Genomic DNA, 25,321 nt, shown 5'->3' with positions numbered 1-25,321 from the left:
GGCGCCGTTGGGTCCGAGGAGTGCGAACACGGATCCGGCGGGGATGTGGAGGTCGATACCGTCCAGGACGGTCTTCTCGCCGTACGACTTACGCAGTCCGACGGCGGAGATGGCGGCCGGGGCGGAGGAAGGCGAGGAAGGTGAAGCGGGCATGGGACGGCTCCCGTTCGGGGCTGAAGTGATGAAGTGACGGGGGAGTGCGGGGCCTCGGAGGCGTCGTGCGGGGCGGTGGGGTTCAGATGGCCCTGGCGCGGCGGATGTCGACGCTGCCGTGCCGGGTACGGGTGCGGATCTCGACCGTCTCGACCGTGCTGTCGCCCTTGTCGGGGCTCTCGGACGCGGTGAGCCTGTTGCGGACCTGGCCGGAGTGCGAGCTGACGTCGAGCCAGGCGGCGGTGCCCTCGCGGACGCCGACGTCGATGGCGCCGTAGTCGGTCTCCAGGCGGACCGTGCCACGGACCACGTCGTCCACGCGCAGGGTGCCGTGGGCGGTGGTGGCGGTGACCGAGTCCTCGGCGCGGCGGATCTCGATGTCGCCCTTGGCGCCGTTCACCGTCAGTTCGCCGATCGCGGCGCCGACGGTCGTGGTGCCGTGGGAGTTCTTGAGGACGGCGGGCCCGTCGACCAGCCCGACCCGCAGACTGCCGGAGCTGGTGGTGATCTCGGCGCGGCCCTCGACCCGGTCCACGGTGATCGAGCCGTGCGATGCCTTGAGCCGGAGCGTTCCCGTGGTGTCGAGGCGTACGTCGCCGGACGCGGTCCGCACTTGGACGTCGCCGAGCCGGCCCTCGCCGAGCACCTGGGTCCAGGCGCCGGTCATCTCGACGGCCGAGCCCGTGGGCAGTTCGACCGTCACATCGACGGTGCCGGTGCGGCCGAGGAGGGTGGGCTTGGGCGTGCGGACGGTGAGGACGCCGCCCGCGCAGGTGACCTCGGTCTGCTCGGCCGTCCGTACGTCCAGATCCTTCTCGGGGTCGTGGGGCAGCACCTCGACGACGGTGTCGGGGCGGTCGGCCGCGGTGAAGCGGATGGAACCGGCCTCCACGTGGGTCGTGGCCGAGATCGGTCCGGGAGTGGCGAACGAAGGCATGGCTGTACCGTCCTCGTGAGTTGTGAGTTGTGGTGCGTCCTCGCAGGTGGGACGCGTGGGTGGGGCGCCCGGTGGTGTGCGGTCAGCGCACCCAGCCGGTGTAGTTCTGTCCGACCTTCCCCGTCGGGGTCTTCTCCGTCGTACGGGGCGCGGTGCCGCCGTCGACCGCGGCCGACACGACCCGCACCAGCCACGCGTTGACCGACAGTCCCTCACGGGCCGCGGCCTTCTCGGCGTGGGCCTTGAGGTGGGTCGGCAGCCGCAGGTTGACCCGGGCGGTGCCGCTCTCGTGGCCGTCCGCCGGGACGGGGTCCCGGGGCGTTTCGACGGGCGCGGCCCGCTCCAGGGGGGCTCCGCCGTCGGTGGGCGGTGGCGTCACCACGAAGTCGGGGTCGAGCCCGCGCAGCCGTACGTCGACCGAGCCGGGGGCGAGTTCACGGGTGACCTCGGCCATCGCGGCGGAGAGCACGCTGAGCATGGTCAGGCGGGTCGCCGACTCCAGGGGAGCGGTGAGCCGCTCGGCCAGCTCGCGGGCTTCTTCGCCGTCGGCCTCGACGGCCACCGCGAGTGCGCGGTGGAGGGTGTCGATGTACGGGGTGAGGTCCATGCGAGCCATCATGGCACCAATATGGCGCCATGCGCAACCCCTGGGTGGTGCCATGGGTGGGTCGGGGTGGGTCGCAGGTGCTCTGAGCTGGGGAAAGTGTGCGGCGTCAGCGCGGGTGTCACCGTGGCCTCCATGGCGTCACGCCCTCACGGCCGCTTCCGTCCAGGGGGGAGTGCGGGGGGAGTGCGGGGAAGTCCCAGGTGGGGGCGGGGTGCGTGAGGCTCGCTGCGTGGCGCCAAGGTGCGCCAGGAGGCGCCAATCAGGGCCGGGGGGCGGGTCCCGACCCCCCGTGGAGGGCGAGAGGCGCACCCGTACGGTGAACTCCGGCCCCCAGATGGCTCACTCGTTCGAGTTGCGCCGCTCCAGAGGTTGACCCGGGGTCAATCCTGCGACGCGTGATCACTCATATGAGACGCGCCGCGACCCTGTCCGCACTCCTCCTGGTGGCCCTCGCGGCACCCGCCCCGGCCCAGGCGCAGGAGCGTTCCGCCGAGCCCGGCCGGCCGTCCACCGGCGCACCCGTCCTGGAGGCCGGCGAAGTCCGCGCCGCCCGTACCCTCCCCATCGCCGCCGCCGTGCACGTCCTGCCGCTCGCCGGTGAGGTGCGGGACGGCTACAAGCGCACGAGCTTCAAGCACTGGAACGCGGGTGAGAACGCCACCGACGGGTGCAACACCCGTGCCGAGGTGCTGATCGCCGAGGCGGTCGAGGCGCCGACGGTCCTCGCCGGGTGCAAGATCTCGGGCGGGAGCTGGTGGTCGTACTACGACGACCGGACGTTCACCTCGGCGTCCGCGCTGGACATCGACCACATGGTGCCGCTGGCCGAGGCGTGGGACTCCGGCGCCTCCGGGTGGACCGCCGCGCGCCGCGAGGCGTACGCCAACGACCAGGGCGCCCGGACCTCCCTCATCGCCGTCTCCGCCGCCTCCAACCGCAGCAAGGCCGACCAGGACCCGGCCCAGTGGCTGCCGCCGGCCTCCGACGCCACCTGCCGCTACATCTCGGAGTGGGTCGCCACCAAGCTGCGCTGGGACCTCACCGCCGACACCACGGAAGCCGACGCCCTCGGCCGCCTCGCGGGGGGCTGCGCGGGCACGACGGTGACGTACGAGCCGGTGCCGTAGAGCCACGCCCACCACGGTGGCCCGCCCTCGCCGGTGGCGGGCCTCGCGGTGGCGGGCCTCGTGGGGGCGGGCCTCGTGGGGAGGGGCGGGATCCGGGGCGCCGCTCAGGGTGTGCGTGGCTGGGCCAGCACACTCCCCACCACCAGGCCGACGGCGATGGCGGTGACGATGGTGACCAGTTGGAGCAGATCGGCGAAGCCCTTGACGACGTAGCCACCAGCCAGGGCGGTCAGACCGCGCATGCCGAGGGAGCCGACCGTGAGGGTGAAGAAGCCGGGGAGCAGCAGGATCAGCCGGGGCGGCCCGTGCGGGCGGCGGGCGATCACGGTGGCCGCGGCGGCGAGCACCACCGCCGCGACGAAGGTACCGCCCACCTCCCCGATCAGCTTCGTGAACCCCGACTGCACCCCGACGGTGACGTACACGAGCAGCAGCAGCGGCCAGAAGTACCGCAGCGGGATCGCGAAGGCGAACAGGGTGCCGGTCGTGAAGACGATCCAGGACAGGAACAGCGCCCAGCGCGGCAGATCGGCGACCGCGGCGATGTCGAAGAGGGCGCGGGTGGAGGTGCCGGTGACCATGACGCCGAGCAGTACGCCGAGATAGAGCTGGAGCAGCAGGAAGACGGAGTACACCAGCCGGACCGCGCCGGTGGTGATCAGCCCGGCGGACAACTCGGCCGTCGCCGCGCTCAGATAGTCACCGGGTACGAAGTAGAACAACGCCGGCAGCATCAGCAGCACCGGGCCGCCGTGCGCGGGGTCGCGGGCGAACAGTTCGACGGTGACGACCGAGACGGCGGCCGACACCACCAGCGGCAGGACGCGGGCCAGCCGGGGCACCCGGTCGGCGGCCACCGCCAGCGCCGCCGCGAGCGCGCCCAGCACGGCGGTGGTGCCGATCTCGTACCAGGTGGGCTGCATCAGCGGGGCGAAGCCGAGCGAGAACAGCACGATGCCGAGGAACTTCAGCCACCACGGGTACGGGGCGGGCGCCCGCTCGATCGCCCGCAGCCGCCGGTCCGCCTCCGGGAGGGTGGTCCCGCCCTCCCGTACCTCGGCGAGCAGCGGCTTGAGCGCGGCGACCCGGTCCAGCCGGAAGACCTCCGGGAAGCCGTGGACGGTGACGGTACGGCTGCGGCCGTCGGACGCGGTGACCGTCAGGGTGGCCGCGTCCGGTACGAGGAGCAGGGAGGCCGTGCCGCCGAAGGCCCGCGCACTGTCCGCCACGGCCGGGCCGATCCGGTGCGCGCCCTCACCGGAACCGCGCAGCATCAGAGCGGTCAGCCGGGCCAGGAACGCCGTGAGGTCGCCGACGTCCACGACCACGCGCTGCTCCACACCCGCCTCCCTCCCGCAGAGCTTCCAGCGTGCCCGGGGGGACGGGGGTCGGCATCTCGGACGCCGCCCCCCGACGGATGCGTGGCGCCGCCTCCCCACGGATGCGTCGGGCAGGCGGCAGGCGGCAGGCGGGAGTGAGAGGGGCGGGTGGCGCGGGAGGGGCGGAAGGGGTGGGAGGGAAACGACGATCGGGCGTCCACTACGTCGAGGGCGACGTGTCGCGGCGCTTGAGCCACCAGCCCGCGCCGCCCAGCACCAGCAGCGCCGCGGCGCCGATGCCGGTCCAGGCCGCCGGGGACAGGCCCCCGTCCCCGCCGTCCTTCTCGTTCCCGGCGGCGACGGGGGAGGGCGAGTCGGCCGCGGCCGGCGGCTCGCTGGAGGGGGCCGCGGACGTGGCCTCACCGGAGGGGCTCGGGGCGATCGGCGTGGCCCCGGGCTCGGCGGCGCCCAGCTTCAGCGCCGGGGCGGGGTGGCCGTGACCGCCGGAGTCGTCCCCGGAGTCGTCCAGCTCGATCCAGCGGTCCACCCGGCCGTCGCTGTACGACTGGAGCGTCTTGAAGACCAGCTCCTTCGCGTCCGGCAGCTGCCGCACCTTCACCGAGAACTCCGCGTTCGCGCCGACGGCCAGCTCGGGCCCCGACACCGTCCAGCCCCGGCTGGTGGTGTCGTACGTCCAGCCCTTGGGGCCCTCCTCGTACGCGATGTCGGCGGGGGCGAGGCCCTTCGGGAGGATCACCTCCAGCTTGCTGATACCGGCGGTGTCGGACTCCGACGCGGCGTGGAAGTCCAGGGTGACGTTCTCGGCGAGGGCACGGGCGCCCTCTGCCTCGACCTCGGTGTGGGCGAACGCCGGAACGGCACCGGCGCAGACCGCCGCCACGAGGAGCGCGCCGACGGTGGAGACCCGCCGCGCGGTACGAGCCGTGGGGGCGGTGCGGGCGGTGGTGCGCGCTGTGCCGAGGGGACGGGACACGGGGACTCCGAGGGGGTGTATGGGCGGTATCCGGCCCGCCGGCCTGTGGCTGTGGGTCGTGCAGGTAGTCGGAGCGGACGTCCCGTGAGTTCCGGCGGGTGAGAGTGATCTGCGTCACTCGTGGATGCCTGCCCGGCAGAAAGGGCCGGCGGCTGCCGCCCCCGCCAAGATCCGGAGGCATCACTCCGGCGATGGGGCGAGAATCGAAGCGGAGGCCACCGGGACGCCCGGACGGGTGTCCTTCGGGCCCAGGGAGGCCGGATCATGCCCTCAGCGAGCGATTTCACCGCCGCCCTGACGCTGTCGGAGCGCGTGGCGTACGGCAGACAGGCCCGCACCCGCGTCCCCCGGTCGAGCCACGCCCACTACGAGCCCCGGGCCGGCCGCCCCGACCCGGTCGAGCTGATCGAGCGGCAGTCGGCGACCCGGGTCCAGGAACTCGTCCCGGTCCGCTACGGCCGCATGTTGGAGTCCCCGTTCCGCTTCTACCGGGGCGCGGCGACCATCATGGCGTCGGACCTGGGCGCCGTACCGGACACCGGTCTCGGCGTACAGCTCTGCGGAGACGCGCACCCCCTCAACTTCCGGCTGCTCGCCTCCCCGGAACGCCGGCTGGTCTTCGACATCAACGACTTCGACGAGACGTACCCCGGCCCCTTCGAATGGGACGTGAAACGGCTGGCGTCCGGCCTGGTGACCGCCGGCCGGGCCAACGGCTTCACGCTCAAGGAGCAGAACCGGCTGGTACGGGAGTGCGTACGCTCCTACCGCGAGCGGATGCGGGAGTTCGCCGGGATGCGCACCCTGGACATCTGGTACGCGCAGGACGACACCGACCGGGTGCGCGAGCTGGCCGGACCGTCCGCGGACGCGGAGTCGGTCCGGCGCACCCGGCGGGCGGCGGAACGGGCCCGTACGCGTACCAGCCTGCGGGCCTTCGAGAAGCTCACCCACGTCACGGCCGAGGGCCGCCGGATCGCCTCCGACCCGCCGCTCGTCACCCCGCTCGACCAGCTCAGGGCGGACCCGAAGGAGGAGGGCCGGGAGCAGGAGCTGAGGACGCTCCTGGAGTCGTACGCCCGCAGCCTCCCGCCGGACCGGCGGCATCTGCTGCGCCACTACCGCCTGGTGGACATCGCGCGGAAGGTGGTCGGCGTCGGCAGCGTCGGCACCCGCTGCTGGATCGTGCTGCTGCTCGGCCGCGACGACGACGATCCCCTGCTGCTCCAGGCGAAGGAGGCCGGGGAGTCGGTCCTGGCCGAGCACACCCCGGCCGAACACGCCGAGCGCTACGACAACGAGGGCCGCAGGGTGGTCACGGGCCAGCACCTGATCCAGACCAGCAGCGACATCTTCCTGGGCTGGACCCATCTGACGGGCCTGGACGGACAGCCCCGGGACTTCTACGTACGACAGCTCTGGGACTGGAAGGGCATCGCCCGCCCCGAGACCATGGACCCGCGGCTCATGGCCCTCTTCGGCCGGATCTGCGGCGCCTCCCTGGCCCGCGCCCACGCCCGCTCCGGCGACCCCGTCGCCCTCGCCGCCTACCTCGGCACCAGCGACCGTTTCGACCGCGCCCTGGCCGAGTTCGGCCAGGCGTACGCCGACCAGAACGAACGCGACTTCGCCGCGCTGGAAGCGGCCCACCGGACGGGCCGGATCCGGGCGGAGAGCCTCTGAGACTCCTCCGCCGTCTCGACGAGGAAGCTCCGCCCCGCCTCTCCGTCAGTTCGTCCCCTTCGCTGTCCGTGCGGCCGTACGTGGTCATCCCAGCCCCCCGTGATCGCCCGGCAGTCCCTCCGTCCATACCACTTGCCGGACATTTTGGTAGTCGAGAACGCGTCATTCGGCGGGGAGTGGGGGTGAGTGACAGTCGGTGGTCTCTGTGAACAGAGGTGTCGATGGTCCGGGAGTGCTGTGGGGGTGTGAGTGGGGGGTGCGGGGTCGCGCGAGACCGTTCCGGCTCTCTGTGATTTCTGGGGCGTTTATCCGTTCGCTTTCCCGGTGTGGAATCCCTTTGTTCTTTCCGGGCACCCTGCCTCAAATATGAAGATAATTCCGGGGATTCTGAAGTTTTGTTAATCCAGGGGTGTCGAGTTTTCATGTCTCAAAGTCGCGCTTTTCGGGTGAGTGAATCTCGGGGAAGCTCGTCAATAGGCGATTCCGGACGAAAGTCGATTTCCTGAGAAAGGGGGTGGGGCGCCAAATGATCCCGCAGGTCCCGAAGATTCCGCAGATCCCGAAGATTCCGCAGATTCCGTTGGAGGAGTTTCTCGTCGATTGTCTGTACGACGCCCGCGAGTCCAGCCTCGGCTCGGTTCCTCTCACCCCGGGCGCGCCCGGATACCGGGAGGCGCGGCACCGGTTCCTCGCCGCCGGACTGGCCGCGATCCAGGCCGACCGGGCCGGCGCGGGCTGGGTGCAGGTGAATGTCGCGCCGGGTACCCGGCTGGTCCCCGACCTCTACGCCCGCCTCGCGGAGATCGCCGCGGACACCCTGGATTCCGGAGCCGCCACCAACTTCTTCTTCATGCATAAACCCCCGGGAATGCGTGTACGTTTCCAGGCTCCCGGCCCGCACGACCGTAACGCGCTCTATCTTCTGCTGGCCCGGCGCATCGCCGCCCACCCGGAAATCTTCGGTATCTCGCAGCGCGGGGTCTACGAACCCGAGGGATATCTCTTCGGCGGCCCCGACGCGTTGCCCTGGGTGCACTCCCTCTTCACCGCCGATTCCCTCGCCTGGCTCCAGTACCACGCCGACCGACCGGCCGCTCTCACGGACTGGCGTTATTCGCTCATGCTGCTGCGGGAACTGATCGAAGGGCTCGGCATTCTCGGCTGGGAACACCGGGGCGTGTGGGAGACCCTCCAGCACGAGGCGGGCCGCGACCTGAACGAGGAGGAGGACGGTTCCTCCCGAACCGGCGGGCTCTCCAAGGCCGTTGCCGGAATCCAGCGCTACTGGCGTCTGGACCGCGACGTGTTGACGGCCCATCTCCCCGTCACCCTGCGCGCCTCCGTGGACGCCCACCGCGCCGCGATCCGCCAGGCGGGCCGCACCTGGCGCACCGACTTCTTCGACACCGGGGCCGCCGAGGTGACCGGACCGCGCCGCGCCGCCGCGTACTGCGTGATCTTTCACTGGAACCGGGCCCGTTTCTCGGCGGCCCTCCAGAAGCTGCTGACCCAGGCACTGGTGAGCGAGGGCGTCACCCGCTCCCACCCGGTGGGGAGGTGAGCCGAGATGACCGAGATGACCGACCGTGCCGAGATGACCGACCGAGTGGCCGACCTTGACGCCTCCGCCCCGGCGACCGGCCCCGACGCCTCCGCCCCGGCGACCCGCCCCTACGTCCGCCCCGCCGCGACCGCGCTCCTCCGGGTCGCCGGGATGCCCGCCTCCGCCTGGGCCGCCGCGGGCAGCCCCCGGCTCTTCGAGCGGGCCGCCGCCCATCAGCGGGGCCGTCGCCGCCTCGCCGACCGGGCCCGGACCCTCGCCGACCTCCTCGGCACCACCGTCGTACCCGGACTCCCCCCGAACACCCCCTACCGAGGCGCGGTGCTCGCCCTGCGCCGCCGGCTGCACTCCGGCAGCGCGCCCGACCCCTCCGACTGTCGGCTCCTCGACCGGATCACCGAGGTGCCCGACGCCCTCCGCCGCGAGGCCCGGGACCTCCACGACATCCAGCAGACCCTCACCGGGGAGTACGAGGCGCTCGCCGCCGCCACGACCGAGGAGTGGGAACGGGTCGGCGAACTCTGCTGGGACCTGGTCCGCACCCACCCCGTCATGGGCGTCTTCCTGGACAGCACCGCCCCCGAACTCACCGAGACCGCGAAACGCCGCCTCGCCCGGGGCGAGCACTGGTCCACCGCCCGCCTCCGCAAGAGCTGCACCTTCCTGTGGCGCGCGCTGGCGAGAGCCGCCGTCAAGACGACCCCACGTGACTGGGTGGGCCAGATCGCCCTCCTCCCCCTGAGCCCAACAGACCCCCTGAGCCCAACAGACCCCCTGAGCCCAACAGACCCCCTCAGCCCATCGAGCCCCCTCCCCCTCCTCCCCCTCCTCGCCCCCGGCGCCACCCTCACCGACCTGGCCGCCGAGGTCTCCCACAACGTCCACACCCTCCGCGCCCGGCTCAGCGCCCTCGACCTCACCACGGCCGCGCCCACGACCGTGATCGCCCCGACACCGCTCCACTTCACGTCGGCCGAGGTCACCGAGGTCACCGAGGCCACCGGAGGAACGCCGTCTCCCCCGTCCGGGGAACCCCCCGTCGCCACCCACCTGCGCTACGACGTCCTCGACCCCGCCAACCCCGGCACCCTGCGCCGTATCCAACTGGCCCGCACCCGCGCGCTGGACGCCGTGATGGCCCGGCTGGCGGCGGGACCGAGGCCGGTCGGGGAGATCGAGGCCGAACTGGTCGACGGGACCGGGGCGACGGGCGAACGCGCCGAGACCGCCCGGCGGGCGCTCCGCGGGTTCCTCGCCCACCTCCACCGCCTCGGCGTCCTGGAGGCGTGCGCCCCGCCCCACCGTGTGCACGGCGGCTGGACCGCCCCCGCCCTCGTCGTCGCCCCCGGCGCGGTCCTGCCGCACCCCACCCCCTGGCCCGGCGCGAGCAGCGGCGTCCCCGCCGACTGGTTCCTCGACTCCTACCGGCGGGCCGAGACCGCCGACCACCGGCCGCTCACCGTCCCCACCCGGACCGTGGACGCCGTACACACCGCCCTGCGTACCGCCGCCCGCCTCGCCGCCCTGCGCCGCGCCGACCGCGACGCCGACGGACCGACGCCCCCCACCGCCCCGCCCGACCCGCTCCCCGGACTCGACAGCGAGCCCCGCCCCCTCAGCGCCTTCCTCGAAAGCCTTGAGGAACGGGACAGGGAACGGGCGGCGGGCGACCGCCCCACCCCGCTCCAGTTCCGGCCCGCCTACGACGGCTGGCACCCCGCCCGCACCCCCGGCTCCGGCTACGCCCGCCTCCTCGACCTGCTCCGCGACCGACTGGACGACGGACCGGACAACGCAGCGGACAACGCAGCGGACAACGAGCCGGACGAGAGGCCGGACAACGAGCCGGGCAAGAGGCCGGACAACAAGTCGGGCAAGAGGCCGGACATGGAGTCGGTGCCGACGCTGGACATCGACGACGCGCTCCTCGACGAACTGGGCGCCCCCACCGCGGACGAGTCGACGCCGACCTGGCCCATGGACTGTCTCCTACGACCCCTGGACGCCGGCCACCCCTATGGCCCGGCGACCCCCCTCGCCGTCCTGGAGTCCCTGTCCCCGACCGGCGTCATGGACGCCCGGTTCGCCGACACCCTGGCTGCCCTCACCGGCGGGTACGACAACACCGCGCGCTACCGCGACTTCATCGCCGCCGTCGAACGCGCCGCCGACGTCCGCTTCGTGGAACTCCTCATCCCGCCCCTCGCCGAACGCGCCGCCAACGCGGTCCGCCGGCCCCGGCTGACCTCCTGGTGGACCGGCGACCCGGATCCGGCGCCGTACCACGGCACCACCGCCCTCACCGGCGCCCGGTACATCCCCCTCGACCGCATCACCCTGCGGCGCGACGGCACCCGGATCATCGCCGAGGCGGACGGGCGGCGCATCGTCCCCGTCCACCACGCCACCCGCACCCCCGTACCGCCGTACGACCGGCTCCTGCGGGTCCTGCTGGCGGCCCGGCACCCCGGCACCGGCACCTTCCTGCGGCTCGACGGACTGGCGGGGGCCTTCCCCGGGGCCCGCCGGGTGCCCCGGCTGAGCGTCGGCGGCCGGCTGGTCGTCAGCCCGGCGGTCCACCGGATCCCGGAGGCGGACCTGTGGCACCCCGACGACACCGACCGCGACAAGGTGCTGCGCCTCGCGGCCCTGCGGGACACGGCCGGGCTGCCCCGGTTCGGCTTCGTACGGACGGGCGCGGACGGCCCGCAGACCCCGGTGGACCTCGCCGCGCTGCCCGCCCTGCGCACGATCGACCGCCTCCGCGCCCAGGACGGCGGCGGCTCCGGGCTCCTGCTGGAAGAGGCCCTCCCCGCGCCGGGCGCGCACCTCCTGCACGACCGCGCCCACCCCGGCGACCACGCCACCGTCGCCGCCCAACTGCTCCTGAGATCACCCCACGCCCTCGACACCCTGGTCGAGAGGGCATCGGCCGCCCTGCGCGGCTGACCCCGTACGCCCCGGCCACGCACCGACTGCACGCGCCGGGGTCGGCAACACCGACAGAACCGCCAACCGCCGAAACACAGGGAGAACACCATGCCGTCCATCGACGCCAGCGAGCTGGACAACCTCATCACCGACCTGGAGACCCGCATCACCGACACGGAGCTGGCCGAGGCCGCGCCCAACACGGTCGGCATCTGCACCCTCGTCGTGTGCAGCGTCATCGGCATCTGCTGACCCGCCGGATCCACCAGGACCGCCCACCGCCGAAAGGCTGAGGACCACAAGGGAGAACACCATGCCGTCCATCGACGCCAGCGAACTGGACAACCTCATCACCGACCTGGAGACCCGCATCACCGACACCGAACTCGCCGAGGCTTCCGCGAGCACGGTCGGTATCTGCACCATCCTGGTCTGTAGCGTCATCGGCATCTGCTGATCCGCTGTCACACGGGTGCGTCTCCGGCGCTCGCCGGTGGCGCACCCGCCCCATGCCACCGCGGGACAGCGGCCCCCACCGACCGGAGCGACGTTCCATGACCACGGCCTCCACGCCCACCCCCACGCCCACCCCCACCCCCGCGCCCCCCGACCCGGGCGTCCGGGCCACGGCCACGGCCCTGGCCGTACAGATCCTCAAGGACTGGACGGAACGGAGGGAGGCCCCCGCCCCGGCCTCCGCCCTCGACCCCGCCGACGCCGGAGTCCCCGCCCTCGCCGCCCTGCTCCACCCCGGTCACCACGACGACGGCCACGACGACGGCCACGACGACGGCCATGCCGATGCCGATGCCGATGCCGGTGCCGACGTCGATGCCGATGTCGACAGCGACGTCGGCAGCGATGTCGACGCCGATGAGACCGCCGCCGTCGCCGCGCGGGCCGTCGCCTCCTGGGTACGGACCGCCGGACGCGGCGCCGGACACCCCGGCCTCTTCAGCGGCGGCCTCGCCGGAACCCTCGCCGGACTCCGCCTCGGCGCCCGCGTCCACCCCGCGCTGCACACCGTCGCCGACCGGCTGCACCAGCACCTCGCCACCCCGCCCACCGACCCCGCCTGGCGCCGGGACGAGGTCGGCATCACCGACTACGACCTGATCGTGGGCCCGGCCGGCACCCTGCACGCCCTCCTCCTCGGCACACGGCCCCCCACCGTGCCCGCCGCCCACGTCGCGCACCTCACCCTGCTCTGCGGGGACCCCGACCTACGGCGGCTGCGCGCCGGCCGCCAGGAGCGGTTCCCCCAGCTCGACTGGCTCGAAGGCCGCGTCAACACCGGCATGGGCCACGGCGTCGCCGGACTGCTCACCGCCCTCACCGCCACGGCCCGGCGCACCACCCCCGACCACCCGCCGAGCCCCGCCCGCCCCGCCGTCACCGAGGCGATCCGCACCGTCTGCCGATGGCTGATCCGCCAGTCCTTCACCGACGCCCGCTCCGTCCGGAGCTGGGACGGCGCCGGACTGGACGAGCCCCCCGCCCCCGGCGCCCGTGCCCGCCAGGCATGGTGCTACGGCGCCCCCGGCGTCAGCTGGGCCCTGTGGGACGCGGCCGACGCCGTCGGCGACCAGGAGAGCGCCGCGTGGGCGGCGGCGGCCTTCACCACCCTGTGCGAGGCGTACGACGAGACCTTCCACCTCTACGGCGACGAGCCCACCGACCGCCTCGGCTGCTGCCACGGCGCGGCCGGTGTCCTCGCCGTCGCCGACGCCTTCCACCGCCACGCCCACCACCCCGCGGCGGCGGCCCTGCGCACCCGGCTGACCACCCACCTGACGGATCGCCTGGACGAGGTCACCACCCTCGCCGGACAGGACATGGGCCTGCTGGGCGGCGCCACGGGCGTGCTGTGCGCGCTGCTCACCGCCGCACCCGGGGCGGGGCCACCCGCCCGGCGGGACTGGACGACCCTGCTGGGCCTGCGCTGACCCTGCTGGGCCTGCGCTGACCCGCGGCCTGCGCCGACCTGCCGCCGCGCCCCGGCCCGTCAGGCGGTCTGCGGCTGGAGGAAGCGGGACAGCAGATCGTCCAGGCTCACCATCCCCGTCAGCCGGCCGGAGCCGTCGCGTACGACACCCAGCGAGGCCCGCCGGCTCCGCAGCAGGTCGATCGCGTCGGCGACGGTGGTGTCGGCGGTCAGCTCCGGCACCGGACGGGCCAGGGCGCGCGCGTCCGCCGTACGGCCCTGAGCGCGGGCGACCAGGGCGTCCCGGGCGTGGATGGAGCCCAGGACGGTCGTACCGTCACGGACCAGCAGCCGGGTGCGGTCGCTGGCGGAGGCCACCCGCAGCACGGTCTCGATCCCGGCGTCCGCGTCGACCGAGGTGATCTCGCCGGCCGGGATCTGGAGCGGGCCGACCGGGGTGTCGGGCTCGGTCAGTGAGCGGGTGAGCAGTTCGGAGTCGGCCTCGCTGATCAGGCCGAGCCGATGGGACTCCACGACGAGATGGGTGAGCTGCTCCCGGTTGTGCACGGAGTCCAGCTCGTCGCGCGGGGTGACCCGGCACAGCCGTACCAGCGCGTTGCTGATCCGGTTCAGCAGCCGGATCAGCGGCCGTACGACCTTGACCACGGCGCGGAAGGGCGGCGAGAGCAGCATCGCCGAGCGCTCGGGGTGGGCGATGGCCCAGGACTTGGGGGCCATCTCGCCGACCACCATGTGCAGGAACACCACGACGATCATCGCCACGGCGAACGCGATGCCGTAGCTGAGCGCGCTGGGCAGTCCCAGGCGGTGCAGCAGCGGGTCGAGTTCGTGCGAGATCGCGGGCTTGGACACGGAGCCCAGGCCCAGGGTGCACACGGTGATGCCGAGCTGGGCGCCCGCCAGCATCAGGGACAGCTCGCGCATTCCGGCGAGCGCGGCCTTGGCTCCGCGCTGTCCCTGGGCGACGGCCTTCTCGATGCGATGCCGCCGGGCGGCGACCAGCGCGAACTCGGCCGCGACGAAGAACCCGCTGCCGATCAGCAGCAGCACGGTGACGAAGAGCGCCATGGGGAAGCTCATGCCTGCTCCTCCGACCCCGGCCCGGACGACGCCGACGGCGACGATGACGGCGATGACGGCGACGATGACGGCGATGACGGCGATGACGGCGATGACGGCGACGGTGACGGCGGTGACGGGGAGGCAGGTGGTTCCTGCCCCGGCTCCGGCGCCCGGTACCGAAGGCGGATCCGTTCGGGGACATGGCGGTCGAGGGTGCGGACCTCGATCTCGGCCCGGCCGCCGTCCGCCAGGGCGACGGTGAGCCGGTCGCCGATCGCGGGGAAGCGGCCGAGGCGGTCCACGATCAGCCCGGCGACGGTGTCGTAGTCCTCCTCCTCGGGCAGTTCCACGCCGGTGGCCTCGGCGATCTCGTCCAGGCGGCGGCGGGCGTCCACCAGCCAGCCGCCCGGGCCGTCGGCGACGGCGGGTGCGATGACCGTGTCGGACTCGTCGGCGATGTCACCGACCAGTTCCTCCGCGATGTCCTCGTACGTCACGATCCCGGCCACTCCCCCGTGTTCGTCCAGGACGACCGCGAACTCGTCGTCCTGCTGCCGCATCCGCTCCACGGCCTCGGGCAGCGGCAGGGTGTCGGGCAGCAGCAGCGGGCGCCGGGCGAGGGTGCCCGCGCGGGAGCCGGCCATCCGCTCGGCGGGCAGGGCCATCAGCTCCCGCACCCCGAGCACCCCGGCCACGTCGTCCGGGTGGTCGCCGAGGACGGGGTAGTTGGAGTGCCCGTGCCGGGCGATCAGATGGACGGTCTCGGCGGCGGAGGCGCCCTCGCGCACGAAGACCGCGTCGGCGCGCGGCACCATCACCTCGTCCAGGGTGCGCTCGGAGAACTCCAGGGCGTGGTCCAGCAGGGCGGCGGTGTCCTTGGGCAGTTCGCCCTGCTGATGGGACTCGCCGATCAGATGCCCCAGCTCCTCCAGGGTGGCGCCGTGGTGCAGTTCCTCGACGGGCTCGATGCCGACGCGGCGCAGCAGCCGATTGGCGGAGCCGTCGAAGATCCGCACCAGCGGGCCCACGACCTTCAGATACGCCAGTGTCGAGGCGGCCAGGGACTTGGCGAGCCGGTCGGGCACGGCGATGGCGAGGTTCTTCGGCGCCAGTTCGCCCAGCACCATCTGGACGACGGTGGCGCCGACGAAGGCGAGCACCACGGAGATCGGGCCGACGGCGCCCTCGGGGACACCGACGCCGGTCAGTACGGGGCCCAGCAGGGCGGAGACGGACGGTTCGGCGATGAAGCCGACGACCAGTCCGGTGACGGTGATACCGAGCTGGGCGCCCGACAGCATAAACGAAAGGCGCTCCAGCACCTTCAGCGCGCGGGCGGCCCCGCGGTCGCCGGTCGCCGCCTGGCGGGCCAGCGCGAGCCGGTCGGCGGAGACGTAGGCGAACTCCTGGGCGACGAAGTATCCGGTCCCGGCGGTGAGGACGAGTACGGCCAGCAGACCCAGCCATGCCTCCACGGCACTCATCGGACACCACCCCGCCGGGTGCCGTGTTCGGGTTCAGGTGTCTGGTGGCGGGATGGTCGGGGACTGTGCCCCGAGGGGTCCGTCGATCTGGCGGACAAGGCGGCTGCTCCTCGGTTTGCTGTGGAATCAAGCAAACGATTCTGGCCACACCGAGGTTCCCGGGGCGCGCGGGACACCGGCGTCACCTGGGGGAACCTCGGCCGCCCGGCCTGGTCAGCGTCCGCCGCGTCCCGTGCCGCTGTCCCGGAACGCCCAGCTCATCCGGGGTTCGATCACACTCCGGAACATGGTGCGTACGGGGGCGGTGCACAGCAGCGTCCCGAGGACGGCGCCGATGACGGAGACGGTGATCGCCCCGATCGGCTGATGGAACCAGTCATGGCGGGACCACTCCCAGTGGTTGGCGGCCTGGATGAAGAAGCCGTGCAGCAGATAGGCGTAGAGCGTGCCCGCGCCCAGTGCCGTGAACCAGGTGCGGCGCCCCGGCACCAGGGCGAGGAAGCAGGCGACCAGTGTCATCGAGCAGGCGAACAGGGCGAGCGTCATCAGCGGGCCGTACCAGGCGGGCACGGCGAACTCCTCGGCGGCGGAGTGGTGGAAGAACCAGGCGTAGTCCATCCGGGGCACCGCCCAGTAGGAGAACACCAGCGCGGCCAGCAGGACGGGGAGGGCGGCCAGCCGGGCGGCCCGGCGCCGCACGAGCCGGAAGTGCTCCGGTTTCAGACACAGCCCCAGGACGAAGTACGGCAGGAACTGGAGTGCGCGCTGGAGGTCCAGATCGGCGCCGATGTCCGGGGAGAGCGTGGCCAGGGAGGCGACGGCCAGCGCGATCGGCAGCGGCCGGCGCACCCGCTGCCAGATGGGTGTCGTCAGCCGCCAGATGAACAGCGCGGCCAGGAACCAGGTCAGGTACAGCGGGTCCAGCAGGCTGATCGCGCGGTCCGGCTCACCGTCGCTCCACCGGGTGAAGAGCGTGTACGCCGTCTCGAACACGACGTACGGGACGACGACCCCGGTGAGCAGCCGTTTGATCTTCGCCGGGCTGGCGTCGAAGCCGCGCGAGAAGTACCCGGAGATCACGATGAAGGCGGGCATGTGGAAGGCGTAGACGAAGGTGTAGAGCGCGGTGACGGCCCGGCTCTCGGAGCGCAGCGGCTCCCAGGCGTGCCCCATCACCACCAGCACGATCGCCAGGTACTTCGCGTTGTCGAAGAAGGGGTCCCGCTCCTTGGCCCCCGCGTCGGCGCCCCGCCCGGCAAGGGGTGCCCGCTCGCGGACGGCGGCCCGGTCCGCGCGGACAGCGGCGGCCGTCGGGCTCGTAGTGGCCGTAGTGGCCGTAGTGGTCGTAGTGGTCGTGGTGTCGCTCACCCCTCACCCCACTCCACGGGGAACCGACGTGTGCCCGAGCAACCTGAAGGGGCTGATTCACGTCTTACGTAAGTTACGGCTGTGAACTGGAGCGGAGGCATCCCGTCCGCCTTGCCGATCCAGAGGTCCGTAAACCGGGCGCCGGGAAAGTGGCCGAAATCAGCGGTGCTGGGGGCGGCGCTGCTCCAGGTAGATGCCGGTGAACACGGCGACCTTGGCGCGCAGGACCCAGGGGTCGAAGGGCTTGCCGATGTAGTCGACCGCGCCGGCCGCGTAGCCGCGGGCGGAGTGCTCGGGGTCGGTGCCCATGGCGGTGAGGAAGATGATGGGCACGTCACGGGTGCGGGGGCGGCGCTTGATGTGGGCGGCGGTCTCGTAGCCGTCCATGTCGGGCATCTGGATGTCCATGATGATCACGGCGAAGTCGTCGTGCCCGAGGAGCGCCTTGAGGGCTTCGCGGCCGGACGGGACGGCGACCAGTTCCTGGTCGAGGGTGGCGAGGACGGCGGTCATGGCCAGCAGATTGTCCGGCTGGTCGTCGACGATGAGCACCTTGGGCATGGCCTGGGGGACGGCCGGGGGCACGGCGGCGGACGCGGTCCGCACCTCCTCCACCGCCTCCAGTTGCCGTTCGAGCAGGGTGCAGCGCTGTTCGGCCTCGTCGCGCTGCCGCTCGGCGTCGTGGAGCTGGGCGGAGAGCCGGCAGACCTCCTCCTGCAACCGGTCGCGCTCGTGCAGCAGATCGGGGACGTCGGGGTTGGCCGCGGCGAGGCGTTCGGCGCGCAGCCGTTCCGCGCTCCACTCCGCCTCCAGCTGGTTCAGCCGCACCTCCAGGTCGGCGATGCGGTGCTTGCGGTCCAGCAGCGCGTCGCCCAGCGCGTCGCCGCGCGCGGTGGAGCGGCGGGAGACCCGGTCGGCCTCGGCGAGCTGCTGCTCCAGGACCTCGACCGCGTGCCGGGGTGAGGCGCTGGTCTCCACGGCCGCCCGGTGCAGCCGTCGTACGAGGTCGAGGGCGTCCGGGGTGGCGGCCATGCCGCGGTGCTCGGCGACATCGGTGAACAGGTCCATCACCACCTCCCAGGGCGGCACCCGGGTGCCGCTGAGGTAGCGGGAGATGGTGCCGGCGTCCCGCAGCCGACGGGCCGCGTACCGGCGCACCGACACATCCAGCCCCTCGAACAGTTCCCGCAGCGCCGTGGCCAGTGCGCGGGCCTGCGGGGTCAGGTCCTGGGGGAGGGGGCGCAGTTCAGGCATGCCGACCCCCGCGGGCCGCGGCCAGGCAGAAGCACAACGGGGCCACTACCCATAACAGTACGAATACGGCATTCAGTGACAGAGGCAACCGTAGTGACGGGAACAGCCGCATGGGCCGCGGTGACCGAGAGGGCCACAGCACCTGGAGGGGCCATAGTGCCCGGCATGGTCGTAGTGCCTGAAGTGCCTGAAGTGTCCGGACCATCGAAACCCACCTTCCCGACCCCGGCCGTACGCCGGCCGGACGGCACGCCCCCGACGGGCGGGCCGCGCGATGGCCACACACTGACGGCAGCCGCGTCCGTTGCGCCGGTCATCCGGCAAACCGGCAACAGGGGCGGTGCGTTGCGGGTGTTGCGGCAACGCGTGCGAGGTCAGAGCGGCCGGTGGGGCGGTCCGCCGGCGGCGCCGGGTTCCCCCTGGTCACGCCACCAGGGCGGTCGGATGACGTCATTGTCGTAGGTGGCGCAGTCGACGGCGTTGACGACCTGGTCGGCCATGAGGTCCCAGCCGACGACGCCGTTGCCCACCCGGCCGAGTTCGATGAGCCGGGTGCGGTGGGGGCCGGTGCCCGAGTCGGTGTCGCACGTCAGGACACCGGTCCAGGAACGGCCGTCGAGCGCCGCCGTCACGGCGAGGAAGGGCAGGACGGCGAGGGCGAGCACCAGGCCGACCGCGCGGAGCCCGTCGGCGGTGCGCTCGGCGAGGGTGGTGGCCGGGCGGCCGGTGCGGCGCCCGGTGGAGTGGGAGCGGCGTCCGGTGCCGTACTCGACCATCACACCGACCCGCAGGACGTACGACAGCAGCCCCGCCGCCAGCCCCCACGCCAGGCCGTTGAACGCGCCCACCACCACACCCAGGGCGGCCGGGACGACGGTCGCGGTGGCGGCGGTGGCCGAGGTACGGGTGTCCTGGTGGCGGGCGGCACCGCCGCGGGCGGCGAAGTAGGCGTAGGTGGTGCGGGAGACGACGACCACCAGCACCGTCGCGAGCAGCGGCTCGGTGAGGAACAGCCCGATGGGGACGTCCACCCAGTTGCCGGGCCCCATCGCCACGAGCGTGTCCCGGGCCGCGTCCCCGCCCCCCAGCGTCCAGGCCAGCTTCAGCACCGGCACCGCGAGGAGCACCGCCATCAGCACCGTGTGCGCGGAACGGGACCGCGAGCCGCTGTCCGACGGCACATCGCTCATGAAGCCAGTCTCAGGACGCCCGACGGCCCCCGGAGCTACGACACGCGGCACGACACCGGGTCAGCGTTCGAGCCGCCCGGCAAGGAGCGCGAGCCAGCCGCCCGGCGCGTACGGCGCGGGCGGGTCGACCTCCATGCCCAGCTCGGCGACGGCCAGCGCGTACGCCGGTTCGTCGAGCTTCAGGGCGAGCAGTTCCCGCAGCTCACCGACGGTACGGGCCACCAGGTGGGGGTCGGTGGTCGCCCGGTAGTCGTCCACGGCGGCGTCATGGTCCTCGAACTCGTCGGGCATGTCCTGCGAGAACCATCCCCCGAGCAACTGCCCCAGCTCAGGGAAGCGGGCGTTCCACTCCCAGTGGGTGGCGGGCACGGCGGGGGGCGGGGCCAGACCCTCCTCCACACTGTGCCGGACGTGGTCGGCGAGCACCGTCAGCCAGTCCAGGAGTTCCCCGTCGGGCAGCCCGACATCGGGCAGGGCGTAGAACTCCCCGAGCCGCACTCTCAGCCGCCCCGGTGGATTGCGGGCGTACTCGCGCAACTGGGACTCGGCCACGGCGAGCGCCCAGGGGCGGGTGTGCCAGGTGTGCCGCAGGTAGGCGGTGAGGGCCCGGCTCGGCTTCTCCTCGGTGTCGTCGGCCGGCTGACCGGCGTACGCACGCAGGACCTGGTCCAACTCGCCGTAACGGCGGTCGTGTTCAAGGGGGGTCAGCGCCACGGCGGGTCCACTGCTTTCACGGGGGGACGGGCATCAGTGAGGGAGGGGCATCACAGGTAGACAGGGAAGCTGGCGTGCACGGCGAACCCGTGTGCGGCGGACGGTTCGCGGCGCAGCACGACCCGGGCGGCACGGACGTCGACCGTGCCCCGGCCGGCCAGTGCCATCGCCTGGAGCAGCACCCGCCCCACCGGCTCCTCCCGCGACGGCCACGCGGCCTCGATGGTCAGCCGCGGCCGGGTGGACCGCGCCAGCCAGCCATGGATGAGCTGTTCGTTACGGGTGACCACGTGCTGGGTCGCCCACTGGGCGGTCGCACGGTCGGGGTAGGTGGCGGTACGGGTGCGCAAGGGGACACCTCCAGGGAAGGCCGGGCGGTCGGACATCGGATCGCGTCACATCAGCGGAACGACCAGACCATCCCGACCTCTGTCTCCGAGACGAGGAACATTCCGAAGTCGTAGGTCCGTACGGAAAAGGGGTACCACTCGGAAACACGCTGATAGTAGTCGCGCTTCTCGCTGCCGTGCCCGGTGTTGGCGTAGAAATGCGAACCGTCCGGAAAGCGTGACAGAATGATTCGGGCTTTCGCTTCGAGTTCCTCCCTGCGCTCCTCGAAGTCCGATTCCTCCTGAACGTTGATCCAGGGTGTGGAAAGGGCGACCAGGAATCGTTCGGCCGAAGTGCGCGGGATCTCATGGAGATAACCCTTTTCGAGGTCTGCCGTCGTGATGAGGTCCGGAGGAACGGCGAAGGGGTAGGACGGTTCATCGAGTCTTTCGAACTCGCCCTCCCAACGGTCGACCGTGCGCCAGCCGCGGACGTCGGAGGTGTCACCCCGCATCAAGGTGCGTACGTCGAGCACCCAGTTCTCGTGCTCCCTGCTCGTCACCTTGGCGACCGTCGTCCGCCGTGCGTACATGTCGAGGGCGTCGGACCACGTCCGCTCGTCGAGTTCGGTCACCACCGGTCTCCTCATTCATCACTTGGGCATGGAGGTCAGGACGACGAACGGCGGGTCCAGACTCGGTTCGTACTTGAGCACGGTGGACACGCCATGAGCGTCCCTCGGCGGTGTGGGCGCGTCGTCCACCACCGGTGCCGTGCGTCCTGTGACCGCCGGAACTCCCATGGGTCCGGAGGGTACCGAATCCACGAAGAAATCCTTTCGCGCACCCGGCGTCGGCGGCGGCGGTCCTTGAATCCAGGCATCGATGTCCGACGTATTGGTACGGATATTGTGCTGGGTGTAATACTGGGCCGACTCCAGGTCTGTGAAGGTGGAAGCCGCGGGAATATCCACCTTGCCCTGCCCGCCCGCCTCGTCCCGCAACCTCTGCGTCAGCTGCTCGTCCGTCAACCCCACATGCTTGTCGATGCTGTGCCCACCGTACAGTTCCTCCTCGGTCGCCAGATCGAGGCTGTACTTGTACGGTCCCGGGCTCTCCGACCGCTGCCAGCTGTGTTCCTTCTTGAAGTCGTTCAGGGTGCGCCCGCCGTACGCCGCGGCGCGGGCCGCCTGTGCCTGGAACGTCGGCACGCTGAGCAGTGCCTCGTCCAGCTCGGTCTCCAGCCCCTTCAGCGTGGTCGCGGCGGCGCTGAACGCCTGGTGGTACGCCTCCACCGCCTCGTCGGCGGCCCCCTTGTCCATGTGCGAGCGGAAGGTCATCACGATCTCGCCGAAGGCGAGCGTCGCGGTGAGCCGGGTCAGCTCGAAGAAGTCGAGCCCGACGGTCAGGTCCTTCACCGTGGCCTTGGTGGCGTCCACCGCGAGCTGGGTCGTCTTGTCCGCCGTCTTGTTCCGCATCTCGGCCAACTGGTCGAGGGACTGCTGCACGACGTCCGCCGTGTTGCGGAGGATCTCGATGATCGGCCGCTGCTTCGCCGGGACGACGGCCCGGTTCGTCTTCCAGCTGCGGCCCATCGAGGCCCGGTTGCCCTGCTCGTCGTAGGTCCTGCCCCACTCCGTGGTGCCCCAGATGGTCTGGCAGAACGCCTTCATCGCGCCCTGCCACTCGTCGTTGCCACCGCTGTCGGTGATGTACTTGATGGCTTTGTTGAAGTCGTCCGACGCGGCCTTCGCCTTCTTCTCGGCGTCCCGCCAGGCGCCCGCCATCGCCTTGAAGTCCTCGTCCCTGGCGCCGGGTGTGATCTCGTGCATCTTGCCGAGCCGCAGGCCGTGTTCGATCGCCGGGCGGATGACGTCGGCGAGGAAGTCGGGTATCTCGCCGAGGACGCCGGAGATGGCCCAGGAGTCCGCGTCCTCCCCGGTGCCGGTCCACTTGATGTCGTTGACCGGGCCGTACCGGGGCTGGTTCTGGATGACGGCGGGCGGCTCCTTGTCGCGGGGCGGCGGACCGTGCATCTGGCCGGCCCGCCAGTCGGCCTGCACGTACTTGTTGGTGGTGTCCGTCAGACCGACGGCCACGCCACCCACGCTGAGCACGCTCTTCGCCCACAGTTCCAGGAACTTCTCGTTCACCGACTTGTACGCCGCCGAGAACTCGTCGGCACCCCAGCCGGTGCCCGCCGACTGGCTGTAGCCGTTCAGCACGTCGACCAGCGCCTTGGCGCCCTTGTCGTAGTCGAACTGACCGTCCCGTACGACGAGCGCGGTGTAGTACGTGTGCTGCGGCTGTACGTCGAACCCGTCCGGGCCTCTGGGGCGGGACGGGGGCCGGCCGGCGCGTTGTTCCTGGGCGCGCTCCTCGTCCGAGGGCAGTCGGTCGGCCATCAGGCGCCGCCCCAGCCCCGCAGCACCGCCTGATGCGTGTCCGCGTAGTCGGCGTGCCCGCTGGTCACCACCGCGTGCAGCCACGCCTGGGCCGCCTGGAGATCCTGTGCGGAGCGGTCCCACTCGTCCAGCTTGTCCACGAAGATCTCGCGGGCCTCGCCCCGCCAGGACAGCACGACCGGGACGGCACGGTCGTAGAGCCCGTCCAGCTTGCTGTTGAGCCCTCTGAGGATGTCCTCCAGTTCCCCGGCCAGTTCGTCCAGGGTGCCGAAGGAGACGGAGATGTGGTCCTGCGCGTTCGGGTCGGGTGCGGCGCCGGTAGGCATGATCCCCCTGTGGTGACTCTGTGTTCCTGTGGGAGGTGGGACTAGAGGTCGTCGAGGCTGCTGCGCGGCGCCGGGGCCGGGGCCGTCGCGGGCGCGTCGGTGTTCGGCGTCGACAGCCGGTCCACCTCGCTCTTGACGTCCACCTGGATCCGCCGGATCCGGGCGAGCACGTCGAGGTCGTCCTGCGAGAAGCCGTCACGGCTCAGCCGTACGGCCTCCTCCAGCAGCTTCATCACTTCGCGGATGCGTACGGCGTCCTCGGTGGCCGCGCGGTGGAAGTTCCGGTACACGGTGGCCGCCGGGCCCTGCCAGCCCGCCTCGACGCGGTCCACGACCGCGTCCATGCGCCGGACCTGCCGGTCGAGGTGGTCCTGCATGTCGTCCAGGTCGTCGGCGAGTTTGGTGAGGTCTTCCGCGGACACCCGCAGATCGGCGCCGGCCTGCGGTCCCCCACCCACTCCGGGCACTCCCATGTCGCGCTCCGTCTCCCGTCACATCGGCTTCGCACACACCCACTTGGCTCTTGTGACGATCCTACGATCGACGGCGGCTGTGGGGTGGGCGAAGCCAGTGACTCACCCGATGTCCGTGTACTGGGTCGCGTACTCCTCCGTCGGTGGGGTGGGGGTGATGAGGTCGATCAGGATGTCGTTGGGGTCGGCCACGATGAAGTGGCGTTGGCCGAAGTCCTCGGTGCGCAGGTCCAGGACGGGGTGGAGGCCCTCGCGGCCGACGAGGCGGTCCCACTCGGCGTCGACGTCCTCGACCTCGATGTTGAGCAGCATGCCGCGGGCGACGGCGCGGTGGCTCTCCGGCCAGGTGGGGTGGGTGTGGTCGAGGAGGGCGAGTTCGCTCGCGGGGGCGGCGGTGTGGCGCAGGCTGATGTACCAGTCGGAGACGAAGGTCGCCTCGAAGCCCAGGAGGCGGGTGTAGAAGTCATGGGACTCGGTGAGCCGGGCTGTGCCGATCACCGGGTAGAAGCTGGTCGGTTTCATCAGGGAACCTCGTTTCGCGTACCGTCGGTATGTGAATGAAGGTATTGGCGTACCATCGGTATGTCAATGTGGGAGTGAGGGAAGGGACCAGGTGGTGAGGGCGATGGCCACGGGGCAGGGCGGGGTGCGGGCGCGGCAGCGGGAGCTGACCCGGCAGACGTTGCTCGGGCAGGCGCGGCGGTTGTTCGCCGAGCACGGTTACGCCGCCGTCGGGCTGGCCCAGATCGTGGAGGCCGCCGGGGTCACCAAAGGCGCCCTCTACCACCACTTCTCCGGCAAGCCCGAGGTCTTCCGCGCGGTCCTCGAAGAGGTGCAGCAGGAGGTCGGCCTGAGGGTGGCGCGGGCCGCCGACGCCGAGGACGATCCCTGGCGCCAACTCACGGTCGGCTGCCAGGAGTTCCTCACCGCCGCGACCGACCCCGCGGTCCAGCGCATCATGCTGGTCGACGGCCCCGCCGTACTCGGCTGGGGTGAGTGGCGTGCCATGGACGAGGCCGCGTCCGCCCGCCATCTCGCCGACGCCCTCACCGCCGTGGCCGACGCGGGACTCATCGCCCCGCAACCCGTCGCCCCCCTGGCCCACTTGCTCTCCGGCGCCATGAACGAAGCGGCCCTCTGGCTGGCGACCTCACCCGACCCGGCGGACCTCGACCGCACGAGAAGGGCGCTGGGGGAACTGCTGGAGGGACTGCGGATCGGTTCGAACTGGTCACCGATCGCCGGGAACTGAACGCCCTCCCCGTCCGACCCCTGAAACAGGCCAGGTCGTCTGCGTATCAGGGAGTCCCCACGATGTCGACAGAGATACCGCCGGAGACGGCGGCCGGCAGCAGCAGGTCAGCGAGGTCGGTGCGGGAGCGGCGTCCGGTGGAGCGGGTGGGTCTGGGGTCGGATCTGCGGGCGGCGGTGCCGGACGGGCTGGCGGCGGTGGTGGTGA

Annotated in this window: 24 protein-coding genes and 1 pseudogene; 8 read left to right on the top strand and 17 right to left on the bottom strand. The window is 72.0% G+C overall.

The features are described 5' to 3' along the window. The 3 genes and pseudogenes from ACIQNG_RS38400 to ACIQNG_RS38390 form a co-directional block, all read right to left on the bottom strand. Positions 1 to 153: pseudogene (locus ACIQNG_RS38400) on the bottom strand (ABC transporter); the annotation flags it as partial. Positions 154 to 235: 82 nt separating this feature from the next. Further along, complete coding sequence (locus tag ACIQNG_RS38395) at positions 236 to 1,090, bottom strand: DUF4097 family beta strand repeat-containing protein (RefSeq protein WP_401491768.1); 855 nt, start codon at positions 1,088 to 1,090, stop codon at positions 236 to 238. A gap of 82 nt (positions 1,091 to 1,172) precedes the next feature. Continuing rightward, positions 1,173 to 1,697 carry a hypothetical protein gene (locus ACIQNG_RS38390; protein WP_401491770.1) on the bottom strand — a complete coding sequence of 175 codons (525 nt, stop codon included), beginning with the start codon at positions 1,695 to 1,697 and terminating at the stop codon, positions 1,173 to 1,175. A 407-nt stretch (positions 1,698 to 2,104) separates the two neighbouring features. Between ACIQNG_RS38390 and ACIQNG_RS38385 the strand changes: the two genes are divergently transcribed. Continuing rightward, the gene (locus ACIQNG_RS38385) at positions 2,105 to 2,824 is read left to right on the top strand and encodes an HNH endonuclease family protein (RefSeq protein ID WP_401441434.1); all 720 of its coding nucleotides are present in this window, start codon (positions 2,105 to 2,107) and stop codon (positions 2,822 to 2,824) included. A gap of 104 nt (positions 2,825 to 2,928) precedes the next feature. On the opposite strand, the gene ACIQNG_RS38380 is transcribed toward ACIQNG_RS38385, so the two are convergent. Beyond that, positions 2,929 to 4,164, bottom strand: a complete 1,236-nt coding sequence (locus ACIQNG_RS38380; protein WP_401491766.1) for a threonine/serine exporter family protein — start codon at positions 4,162 to 4,164, stop codon at positions 2,929 to 2,931. A 199-nt stretch (positions 4,165 to 4,363) separates the two neighbouring features. Continuing rightward, positions 4,364 to 5,137 (bottom strand): DUF1775 domain-containing protein, encoded by a 774-nt coding sequence (locus ACIQNG_RS38375; protein ID WP_401491764.1) that lies wholly within the window; start codon positions 5,135 to 5,137, stop codon positions 4,364 to 4,366. A 264-nt stretch (positions 5,138 to 5,401) separates the two neighbouring features. Here ACIQNG_RS38375 and ACIQNG_RS38370 point away from each other — a divergent pair, with 264 nt between their 5' ends. From ACIQNG_RS38370 to ACIQNG_RS38345, 6 genes are all read left to right on the top strand, one after another. Next, positions 5,402 to 6,820 carry a DUF2252 domain-containing protein gene (locus tag ACIQNG_RS38370; RefSeq protein ID WP_401491762.1) on the top strand — a complete coding sequence of 473 codons (1,419 nt, stop codon included), beginning with the start codon at positions 5,402 to 5,404 and terminating at the stop codon, positions 6,818 to 6,820. Between the two features lie 526 nt (positions 6,821 to 7,346). Beyond that, entirely contained in the window at positions 7,347 to 8,381 is a 1,035-nt protein-coding gene (locus ACIQNG_RS38365) for a thiopeptide-type bacteriocin biosynthesis protein (RefSeq protein WP_401491760.1), read from the top strand. 6 nt (positions 8,382 to 8,387) lie between these two features. After that, on the top strand, positions 8,388 to 11,330 hold the full coding sequence (locus ACIQNG_RS38360) for a lantibiotic dehydratase (RefSeq protein ID WP_401491758.1): 2,943 nt from the start codon (positions 8,388 to 8,390) through the stop codon (positions 11,328 to 11,330). 90 nt (positions 11,331 to 11,420) lie between these two features. Further along, positions 11,421 to 11,564 (top strand): hypothetical protein, encoded by a 144-nt coding sequence (locus tag ACIQNG_RS38355; RefSeq protein ID WP_401491756.1) that lies wholly within the window; start codon positions 11,421 to 11,423, stop codon positions 11,562 to 11,564. Positions 11,565 to 11,625: 61 nt separating this feature from the next. After that, positions 11,626 to 11,769 carry a hypothetical protein gene (locus ACIQNG_RS38350; protein ID WP_401491754.1) on the top strand — a complete coding sequence of 48 codons (144 nt, stop codon included), beginning with the start codon at positions 11,626 to 11,628 and terminating at the stop codon, positions 11,767 to 11,769. Between the two features lie 97 nt (positions 11,770 to 11,866). Beyond that, positions 11,867 to 13,258 (top strand): lanthionine synthetase LanC family protein, encoded by a 1,392-nt coding sequence (locus ACIQNG_RS38345; RefSeq protein WP_401491752.1) that lies wholly within the window; start codon positions 11,867 to 11,869, stop codon positions 13,256 to 13,258. A 59-nt stretch (positions 13,259 to 13,317) separates the two neighbouring features. Here ACIQNG_RS38345 and ACIQNG_RS38340 read toward each other — a convergent pair whose 3' ends face one another. From ACIQNG_RS38340 to ACIQNG_RS38285, 12 genes are all read right to left on the bottom strand, one after another. Continuing rightward, complete coding sequence (locus tag ACIQNG_RS38340) at positions 13,318 to 14,337, bottom strand: hemolysin family protein (RefSeq protein ID WP_401491750.1); 1,020 nt, start codon at positions 14,335 to 14,337, stop codon at positions 13,318 to 13,320. Further along, complete coding sequence (locus ACIQNG_RS38335; RefSeq protein WP_401491748.1) at positions 14,334 to 15,803, bottom strand: hemolysin family protein; 1,470 nt, start codon at positions 15,801 to 15,803, stop codon at positions 14,334 to 14,336. Before ACIQNG_RS38335 ends, ACIQNG_RS38340 begins: the two co-directional genes overlap by 4 nt. Positions 15,804 to 16,016: 213 nt before the next feature. Continuing rightward, a complete protein-coding gene (locus ACIQNG_RS38330) occupies positions 16,017 to 17,171 on the bottom strand; it encodes an acyltransferase family protein (protein ID WP_401491746.1) in 1,155 nt (384 codons plus the stop codon). Positions 17,172 to 17,330: 159 nt separating this feature from the next. Continuing rightward, complete coding sequence (locus ACIQNG_RS38325; RefSeq protein WP_401441412.1) at positions 17,331 to 18,425, bottom strand: response regulator; 1,095 nt, start codon at positions 18,423 to 18,425, stop codon at positions 17,331 to 17,333. Between the two features lie 374 nt (positions 18,426 to 18,799). Next, a complete protein-coding gene (locus ACIQNG_RS38320; RefSeq protein WP_401491744.1) occupies positions 18,800 to 19,615 on the bottom strand; it encodes a hypothetical protein in 816 nt (271 codons plus the stop codon). Positions 19,616 to 19,675: 60 nt separating this feature from the next. Continuing rightward, positions 19,676 to 20,329, bottom strand: a complete 654-nt coding sequence (locus tag ACIQNG_RS38315) for a contact-dependent growth inhibition system immunity protein (protein WP_401491742.1) — start codon at positions 20,327 to 20,329, stop codon at positions 19,676 to 19,678. 50 nt (positions 20,330 to 20,379) lie between these two features. Then, entirely contained in the window at positions 20,380 to 20,679 is a 300-nt protein-coding gene (locus ACIQNG_RS38310; RefSeq protein WP_401491740.1) for an RNase A-like domain-containing protein, read from the bottom strand. Between the two features lie 50 nt (positions 20,680 to 20,729). Continuing rightward, positions 20,730 to 21,293 carry a hypothetical protein gene (locus ACIQNG_RS38305; protein WP_401491738.1) on the bottom strand — a complete coding sequence of 188 codons (564 nt, stop codon included), beginning with the start codon at positions 21,291 to 21,293 and terminating at the stop codon, positions 20,730 to 20,732. Positions 21,294 to 21,311: 18 nt separating this feature from the next. Further along, the gene (locus tag ACIQNG_RS38300) at positions 21,312 to 23,063 is read right to left on the bottom strand and encodes an RNase A-like domain-containing protein (protein ID WP_401491736.1); all 1,752 of its coding nucleotides are present in this window, start codon (positions 23,061 to 23,063) and stop codon (positions 21,312 to 21,314) included. Continuing rightward, positions 23,063 to 23,389: a WXG100 family type VII secretion target gene (locus ACIQNG_RS38295; protein ID WP_401441400.1), complete on the bottom strand. Its 327-nt coding sequence runs from the start codon at positions 23,387 to 23,389 to the stop codon at positions 23,063 to 23,065. Before ACIQNG_RS38295 ends, ACIQNG_RS38300 begins: the two co-directional genes overlap by 1 nt. Positions 23,390 to 23,430: 41 nt before the next feature. Further along, positions 23,431 to 23,862, bottom strand: coding sequence for a WXG100 family type VII secretion target (locus tag ACIQNG_RS38290; protein WP_401491735.1), 432 nt, complete (start codon positions 23,860 to 23,862; stop codon positions 23,431 to 23,433). A gap of 102 nt (positions 23,863 to 23,964) precedes the next feature. After that, entirely contained in the window at positions 23,965 to 24,384 is a 420-nt protein-coding gene (locus tag ACIQNG_RS38285) for a VOC family protein (RefSeq protein ID WP_401491734.1), read from the bottom strand. 103 nt (positions 24,385 to 24,487) lie between these two features. On the opposite strand from ACIQNG_RS38285, the gene ACIQNG_RS38280 reads away from it, so the two are divergent. Then, positions 24,488 to 25,114 carry a TetR/AcrR family transcriptional regulator gene (locus ACIQNG_RS38280; protein WP_401491732.1) on the top strand — a complete coding sequence of 209 codons (627 nt, stop codon included), beginning with the start codon at positions 24,488 to 24,490 and terminating at the stop codon, positions 25,112 to 25,114. Positions 25,115 to 25,321 lie beyond the last annotated feature (207 nt).

This window comes from Streptomyces sp. NPDC091377 (assembly GCF_044757045.1).
In the GTDB taxonomy this organism is placed as follows: Bacteria; Actinomycetota; Actinomycetes; order Streptomycetales; family Streptomycetaceae; genus Streptomyces.
The sequence above is the reverse complement of the archived record's forward strand: the minus strand, read 5'-3'. Positions and strand labels throughout refer to the sequence as shown.

Bases quoted from the DNA above. Each gene is read 5' to 3' on its own strand.
- ACIQNG_RS38350 (WP_401491754.1), top strand. From the start codon at position 11,626: ATGCCGTCCATCGACGCCAGCGAACTGGACAACCTCATCACCGACCTG.
- ACIQNG_RS38300 (WP_401491736.1), bottom strand. From the start codon at position 23,063: ATGGCCGACCGACTGCCCTCGGACGAGGAGCGCGCCCAGGAACAACGC.
- ACIQNG_RS38370 (WP_401491762.1), top strand. From the start codon at position 5,402: ATGCCCTCAGCGAGCGATTTCACCGCCGCCCTGACGCTGTCGGAGCGC.
- ACIQNG_RS38390 (WP_401491770.1), bottom strand. From the start codon at position 1,697: ATGGACCTCACCCCGTACATCGACACCCTCCACCGCGCACTCGCGGTG.
- ACIQNG_RS38345 (WP_401491752.1), top strand. From the start codon at position 11,867: ATGACCACGGCCTCCACGCCCACCCCCACGCCCACCCCCACCCCCGCG.
- ACIQNG_RS38340 (WP_401491750.1), bottom strand. From the start codon at position 14,337: ATGAGCTTCCCCATGGCGCTCTTCGTCACCGTGCTGCTGCTGATCGGC.
- ACIQNG_RS38395 (WP_401491768.1), bottom strand. From the start codon at position 1,090: ATGCCTTCGTTCGCCACTCCCGGACCGATCTCGGCCACGACCCACGTG.
- ACIQNG_RS38365 (WP_401491760.1), top strand. From the start codon at position 7,347: ATGATCCCGCAGGTCCCGAAGATTCCGCAGATCCCGAAGATTCCGCAG.
- ACIQNG_RS38320 (WP_401491744.1), bottom strand. From the start codon at position 19,615: ATGAGCGATGTGCCGTCGGACAGCGGCTCGCGGTCCCGTTCCGCGCAC.
- ACIQNG_RS38285 (WP_401491734.1), bottom strand. From the start codon at position 24,384: ATGAAACCGACCAGCTTCTACCCGGTGATCGGCACAGCCCGGCTCACC.
- ACIQNG_RS38355 (WP_401491756.1), top strand. From the start codon at position 11,421: ATGCCGTCCATCGACGCCAGCGAGCTGGACAACCTCATCACCGACCTG.
- ACIQNG_RS38295 (WP_401441400.1), bottom strand. From the start codon at position 23,389: ATGCCTACCGGCGCCGCACCCGACCCGAACGCGCAGGACCACATCTCC.
- ACIQNG_RS38325 (WP_401441412.1), bottom strand. From the start codon at position 18,425: ATGCCTGAACTGCGCCCCCTCCCCCAGGACCTGACCCCGCAGGCCCGC.
- ACIQNG_RS38290 (WP_401491735.1), bottom strand. From the start codon at position 23,862: ATGGGAGTGCCCGGAGTGGGTGGGGGACCGCAGGCCGGCGCCGATCTG.
- ACIQNG_RS38335 (WP_401491748.1), bottom strand. From the start codon at position 15,803: ATGAGTGCCGTGGAGGCATGGCTGGGTCTGCTGGCCGTACTCGTCCTC.
- ACIQNG_RS38280 (WP_401491732.1), top strand. From the start codon at position 24,488: ATGGCCACGGGGCAGGGCGGGGTGCGGGCGCGGCAGCGGGAGCTGACC.
- ACIQNG_RS38385 (WP_401441434.1), top strand. From the start codon at position 2,105: ATGAGACGCGCCGCGACCCTGTCCGCACTCCTCCTGGTGGCCCTCGCG.
- ACIQNG_RS38360 (WP_401491758.1), top strand. From the start codon at position 8,388: ATGACCGAGATGACCGACCGTGCCGAGATGACCGACCGAGTGGCCGAC.